The sequence below is a fragment of the Shigella sp. SIG6 genome (assembly GCF_053555815.1).
Genome location: NZ_JBQZXC010000164.1, coordinates 1 through 6,296 on the forward strand (window position 1 = coordinate 1; position 6,296 = coordinate 6,296).

Sequence of the window (6,296 nt, forward strand, 5' to 3'; positions counted from 1 at the left end):
AATTTTAAATAAAGCTCTAATAAATCATATTGTTAATTTCTTCACTTTCCGCTGATTCGGTGCCAGACTGAAATCAGCCTATAGGAGGAAATGATGGTACGTATCTATACGTTGACACTTGCGCCCTCTCTCGATAGCGCAACAATTACCCCGCACATTTATCCCGAAGGAAAACTGCGCTGTACCGCACCGGTGTTCGAACCCGGGGGCGGCGGCATCAACGTCGCCCGCGCCATTGCCCATCTTGGAGGCAGTGCCACAGCGATCTTCCCGGCGGGTGGCGCGACCGGCGAACACCTGGTTTCACTGTTGGCGGATGAAAATGTCCCCGTCGCTACTGTAGAAGCCAAAGACTGGACCCGGCAGAATTTACACGTACATGTGGAAGCAAGCGGTGAACAGTATCGTTTTGTTATGCCAGGCGCGGCATTAAATGAAGATGAGTTTCGCCAGCTTGAAGAGCAAGTTCTGGAAATTGAATCCGGGGCCATCCTGGTCATAAGCGGAAGCCTGCCGCCAGGTGTGAAGCTGGAAAAATTAACCCAACTGATTTCCGCTGCGCAAAACCAAGGGATCCGCTGCATCATCGACAGTTCTGGCGAAGCGTTAAGTGCAGCACTGGCGATTGGTAACATCGAGTTGGTTAAGCCTAACCAAAAAGAACTCAGTGCGCTGGTGAATCGCGAACTCACCCAGCCAGACGATGTCCGCAAAGCCGCGCAGGAAATCGTTAATAGCGGCAAGGCCAAACGGGTTGTCGTTTCCCTTGGTCCACAAGGAGCGCTGGGTGTTGATAGTGAAAACTGCATTCAGGTGGTGCCACCACCGGTGAAAAGCCAGAGTACCGTTGGCGCTGGTGACAGCATGGTCGGCGCGATGACACTGAAACTGGCAGAAAATGCCTCTCTTGAAGAGATGGTCCGTTTTGGCGTAGCTGCGGGGAGTGCAGCCACACTCAATCAGGGAACACGTCTGTGCTCCCATGACGATACGCAAAAAATTTACGCTTACCTTTCCCGCTAACAAAAACATTCCCCCAGCATTGGGGGAATCACCACCAACCTGTCGGCAACGCGTTTCTCCGACTATGCTCAAAAGTCATGTGATAACAAAGGGGTGAACTATGGCCAGTGGCGATCTTGTCCGTTATGTCATAACCGTCATGTTGCATGAGGATACATTGACTGAAATTAACGAGTTGAATAATTACCTGACTCGCGACGGTTTTTTGCTCACCATGACGGATGATGAGGGAAATATCCATGAGCTGGGGACTAACACTTTTGGACTTATCAGTACCCAAAGTGAAGAAGAAATTAGAGAACTGGTTTCGGGGCTTACCCAAAGTGCAACCGGCAAAGATCCTGAAATCACCATCACGACCTGGGAGGAATGGAATAGCAACAGAAAATAAATGGTTTTTGGGCAATAATCAGTCTGTGGTGTGCGTTAGCTCGTGTTTTTACACCGCATTCTTGCGCTAACCTTATGATCTGGCAGACAACATGGGAGAGACATCATGTGGCAGGCAATCAGTCGTCTTTTGAGCGAGCAGTTAGGTGAAGGCGAAATCGAACTGCGTAATGAACTGCCTGGCGGAGAAGTCCATGCCGCATGGCATTTGCGCTATGCAGGACATGACTTTTTCGTCAAATGTGATGAAAGGGAACTGCTTCCCGGTTTTACCGCCGAAGCCGACCAACTGGAGTTACTGTCGCGTAGTAAAACCGTCACCGTGCCTAAGGTTTGGGCAGTAGGCGCTGACCGTGACTACAGTTTTCTGGTGATGGATTATCTCCCACCTCGTCCGCTGGATGCGCATAGCGCATTTATTCTTGGTCAGCAAATTGCGCGTTTACATCAATGGAGTGACCAACCACAATTTGGCCTCGATTTTGATAACTCGCTCTCCACAACTCCACAGCCCAACACCTGGCAACGTCGCTGGTCAACGTTTTTTGCTGAACAACGGATTGGCTGGCAGTTGGAACTGGCAGCAGAGAAAGGGATCGCTTTCGGCAATATCGACGCCATCGTCGAGCATATTCAGCAGCGTCTGGCCTCGCATCAACCGCAGCCTTCTCTGTTGCACGGCGATTTATGGTCCGGCAACTGCGCGCTGGGTCCGGATGGCCCGTACATTTTCGACCCTGCCTGCTACTGGGGTGACCGAGAGTGCGACCTGGCGATGTTACCGCTGCATACTGACAGCCGCCACAAATCTATGACGGCTATCAGTCAGTATCCCCGCTACCTGCCGATTTCCTTGAACGTCAACCGGTTTACCAACTCTACACGCGGTTAAATCGTGCAAGATTATTTGGCGGTCAGCATTTGGTTATTGCTCAGCAGTCATTGGATAGATTATTAGCAGCATGATATGGGTTGAGGATAATGGCCGCTCCGTGCGGCCTTTTGATTAAATAAACCCAAGCAGAGAAAAGAACACATAACCTGCAGCAATACAAATAACCGGCAGGATATATAGTGAGAAAAACTGCAGGAAAATAGTATGGTGCGGAACAACAATACGGGACTCAATTTGTTCACGCGTTAGCCCCTCTTCCCCTTTGGCTTTTTCCAGAATGAGTTGATCTTCAACACCTTCCCGCAAGAAGCGCGCCTGGCGACTCATCCGGGCACCGGAATCCTGCAACGCCAGTCCGACAAAAATCAGGATGAAAATCACCCAGAACATAACGTTCACACCACCATTAAAATTAGGGGTCGGGGAGTTATACCAGAACAGATTCAAAAAAGGCGTATTCGCCTGCATCATATCGATCATGACATGAGCAAAGTCGAGCATGACCGCATTAATGCCTTCCTGGTTTTCCTGCCGGGTATTCATAAATTTCAGCAAAGAAATCAATGTAGAGATCAATGCAGGTATAAAAATCACCCAACCCAAAATCCTTTTCAAAACAGCAATGCGTCCAGCTTGTTGATACGTCATGAGTTCTCCTTGATTAAGACGCGTCGTTTCACTTAGTTTACCTGTAGATATCTGTTTTCGCCCATTCTTTAAAGGCGATATGATAGGCGCTTAATCATAAGCACGGCTTAATACCTTACACATAATGCTCTAAAGGAGAGGTTGTAATGTCAACCCCGCGTCAGATTCTTGCTGCAATTTTTGATATGGATGGATTACTTATCGACTCAGAACCTTTATGGGATCGAGCCGAACTGGATGTGATGGCAAGCCTGGGGGTAGATATCTCCCGTCGTAACGAGCTGCCGGACACCTTAGATTTACGCATCGATATGGTGGTCGATCTTTGGTACGCCCGGCAACCGTGGAATGAGCCAAGCCGTCAGGAAGTAGTAGAACGGGTTATTGCCCGTGCCATTTCACTGGTTGAAGAGACACGTCCATTATTACCAGGCGTGCGCGAAGCTGTTGCGTTATGCAAAGAACAAGGTTTATTGGTGGGACTGGCCTCCGCGTCACCACTACATATGCTGGAAAAAGTGTTGACCATGTTTGACTTACGCGACAGTTTCGATGCCCTCGCCTCGGCTGAAAAACTGCCTTACAGCAAGCCGCATCCGCAAGTATATCTCGACTGCGCAGCAAAACTGAGCGTTGACCCACTGACCTGCGTGGCGCTGGAAGACTCGGTAAATGGCATGATCGCTTCTAAAGCAGCCCGCATGCGTTCCATCGTCGTTCCTGCGCCAGAAGCGCAAAATGATCCACGTTTTGTATTAGCAAACGTCAAACTCTCATCGCTGACAGAACTCACCGCAAAAGACCTTCTCGGTTAATGACCAGGGGCAGTGATCACGCTGCCCCTGGTTCTTTATCTGAATTTGCATTCAACTGACGGATTAATCGTCAATTTAAGAGAAAGAGTTACACCGTCACCACTTCCGTGCACTGTATAAAAATCCTATACTGTACGTATCGACAGTTTAGTGAGTTTTATCATGACGGCGGAAGGTCACCTTCTCTTTTCTATTGCTTGTGCGGTATTTGCCAAAAATGCCGAGCTGACGCCCGTGCTGGCACAGGGTGACTGGTGGCATATTGTCCCTTCCGCAATCCTGACGTGTTTGTTACCGGACATCGATCACCCAAAGTCGTTTCTTGGGCAGCGATTAAAATGGATATCAAAACCGATCGCCCGCGCTTTTGGGCATCGTGGTTTTACCCACAGTCTGCTGGCGGTATTTGCGCTGCTGGCAACCTTTTACCTTAAGGTTCCGGAAGGCTGGTTCATTCCGGCTGATGCGCTACAAGGAATGGTGCTGGGTTATTTGAGCCACATACTTGCCGATATGCTGACACCCGCCGGTGTTCCCCTGCTCTGGCCATGCCGCTGGCGTTTCCGCTTGCCTATCCTGGTTCCCCAAAAGGGCAACCAACTGGAACGTTTTATCTGCATGGCATTATTTGTCTGGTCGGTATGGATGCCCCATTCATTACCCGAGAACAGCGCTGTTCGTTGGTCATCGCAAATGATCAATACCTTGCAGATCCAGTTTCATCGGCTTATTAAGCATCAGGTTGAATACTAAAAAGGCAAAAATCACCTTTCTGGAATAAGCAATTCCATTTGAATATAAGAGCCAGCTCACAGTTCTGTTAATCTTGCGCCAACACTATGACTGCTACGCAGTGATAGAAATAATAAGATCAGGAGAACGGGGATGAACTTTCCATTAATTGCGAACATCGTGGTGTTCGTTGTACTGCTGTTTGCGCTGGCTCAGACCCGCCATAAACAGTGGAGTCTGGCGAAAAAAGTGCTGGTGGGTCTGGTGATGGGTGTGGTTTTTGGCCTTGCCCTGCATACCATTTATGGTTCTGACAGCCAGGTACTTAAAGATTCTGTACAGTGGTTTAACATCGTTGGTAACGGCTATGTTCAACTGCTGCAAATGATCGTTATGCCGTTAGTCTTCGCCTCTATTCTGAGCGCGGTTGCCCGTCTGCATAACGCATCTCAGTTAGGCAAAATCAGTTTTCTGACCATCGGTACGCTTTTGTTTACCACGCTGATTGCGGCGCTGGTCGGTGTGCTGGTCACCAACCTGGTTGGTTTGACGGCTGAAGGTCTGGTTCAGGGTGGTGCAGAAACTGCACGTCTGAACGCCATTGAAAGTAACTATGTTGGTAAAGTCTCTGATCTGAGCGTTCCGCAGCTGGTCTTGTCCTTTATCCCGAAAAACCCGTTTGCCGATCTTACCGGAGCCAATCCGACGTCAATTATCAGCGTGGTAATTTTTGCCGCATTCCTCGGCGTAGCTGCATTGAAACTGCTGAAGGATGATGCGCCGAAAGGTGAACGCGTCTTAACCGCTATCGATACCCTACAAAGCTGGGTGATGAAACTGGTTCGCCTTGTCATGCAGTTGACCCCTTACGGCGTTCTGGCTCTAATGACCAAAGTGGTTGCAGGTTCTAACTTGCAAGACATCATCAAACTGGGAAGTTTCGTTGTCGCGTCCTACCTCGGTCTGCTGATTATGTTTGCTGTGCATGGCATTCTGCTGGGCATTAATGGCGTGAGTCCGCTGAAGTACTTCCGTAAGGTATGGCCTGTGCTGACGTTTGCCTTTACCAGCCGTCCAGTGCTGCGTCTATCCCACTGAATGTAGAAGCACAAACGCGTCGTCTGGGCGTTCCTGAATCCATCGCCAGTTTCGCCGCCTCTTTCGGTGCAACCATTGGTCAGAACGGCTGCGCCGGTTTGTATCCGGCAATGCTGGCGGTGATGGTTGCGCCTACGGTTGGCATTAACCCGCTGGACCCGATGTGGATTGCGACGCTGGTCGGTATTGTTACCGTTAGTTCCGCAGGCGTTGCCGGTGTCGGTGGTGGTGCAACTTTCGCCGCACTGATTGTGCTGCCTGCGATGGGCCTGCCAGTAACCCTGGTGGCGCTGTTAATCTCCGTTGAACCGCTTATCGACATGGGCCGTACGGCGCTAAACGTTAGTGGCTCGATGGCAGCTGGCACGCTGACCAGCCAGTGGCTGAAGCAAACCGATAAAGCCATTCTGGATAGCGAAGACGACGCCGAACTGGCACACCGTTAATTCTTATGCTGGCAACGGTCCGTTTTGTATAGGGGCCGTTGCTTTACTTTTTAAATGTTCCATCGCGGCGATGCATACTGACTCATATTTAAACAGATCGTCAGCGAAAAAAATGTCCAACTTATCAATACATTCCTGGCTCAATGAATGTGCCTGTAGTGAGAAGCTTAAAACCTCATACCCGAGACGTTTTCTAAGTGAACTATCTGGAATACTCATAATATCTTCAAGCACACCACTTCCCATTCC

5 protein-coding genes and 3 pseudogenes are annotated in these 6,296 nt (G+C 49.6%); 6 read left to right on the plus strand and 2 right to left on the minus strand.

The features are described 5' to 3' along the window. The first annotated feature begins 93 nt into the window (after positions 1 to 93). The 3 genes and pseudogenes from pfkB (at position 94) to ACUU1M_RS18010 (ending at position 2,379) form a co-directional block, all read left to right on the plus strand. The gene (gene pfkB, locus ACUU1M_RS18000) at positions 94 to 1,023 is read left to right on the plus strand and encodes a 6-phosphofructokinase II (RefSeq protein ID WP_152029040.1); all 930 of its coding nucleotides are present in this window, start codon (positions 94 to 96) and stop codon (positions 1,021 to 1,023) included. A gap of 100 nt (positions 1,024 to 1,123) precedes the next feature. After that, positions 1,124 to 1,414 carry a type V toxin-antitoxin system endoribonuclease antitoxin GhoS gene (ghoS, locus tag ACUU1M_RS18005; RefSeq protein ID WP_000146159.1) on the plus strand — a complete coding sequence of 97 codons (291 nt, stop codon included), beginning with the start codon at positions 1,124 to 1,126 and terminating at the stop codon, positions 1,412 to 1,414. 105 nt (positions 1,415 to 1,519) lie between these two features. Next, a pseudogene (locus ACUU1M_RS18010) lies at positions 1,520 to 2,379 on the plus strand (fructosamine kinase family protein). 40 nt (positions 2,380 to 2,419) lie between these two features. Here ACUU1M_RS18010 and ACUU1M_RS18015 read toward each other — a convergent pair. Then, the gene (locus ACUU1M_RS18015; protein WP_000222164.1) at positions 2,420 to 2,956 is read right to left on the minus strand and encodes a YniB family protein; all 537 of its coding nucleotides are present in this window, start codon (positions 2,954 to 2,956) and stop codon (positions 2,420 to 2,422) included. Positions 2,957 to 3,102: 146 nt separating this feature from the next. On the opposite strand from ACUU1M_RS18015, the gene hxpB reads away from it, so the two are divergent. The 3 genes and pseudogenes from hxpB to tcyP all read left to right on the plus strand — a co-directional run bounded on the left by hxpB (position 3,103) and on the right by tcyP (position 6,047). Further along, positions 3,103 to 3,771: a hexitol phosphatase HxpB gene (gene hxpB / locus ACUU1M_RS18020; protein WP_449144716.1), complete on the plus strand. Its 669-nt coding sequence runs from the start codon at positions 3,103 to 3,105 to the stop codon at positions 3,769 to 3,771. A gap of 162 nt (positions 3,772 to 3,933) precedes the next feature. Further along, positions 3,934 to 4,524: a metal-dependent hydrolase gene (locus ACUU1M_RS18025; RefSeq protein WP_001297653.1), complete on the plus strand. Its 591-nt coding sequence runs from the start codon at positions 3,934 to 3,936 to the stop codon at positions 4,522 to 4,524. A 132-nt stretch (positions 4,525 to 4,656) separates the two neighbouring features. After that, positions 4,657 to 6,047: pseudogene (tcyP, locus tag ACUU1M_RS18030) on the plus strand (cystine/sulfocysteine:cation symporter). Between the two features lie 3 nt (positions 6,048 to 6,050). Here tcyP and ydjO read toward each other — a convergent pair. Continuing rightward, positions 6,051 to 6,296 (minus strand): annotated as a pseudogene (ydjO, locus tag ACUU1M_RS18035) (protein YdjO); the annotation flags it as partial.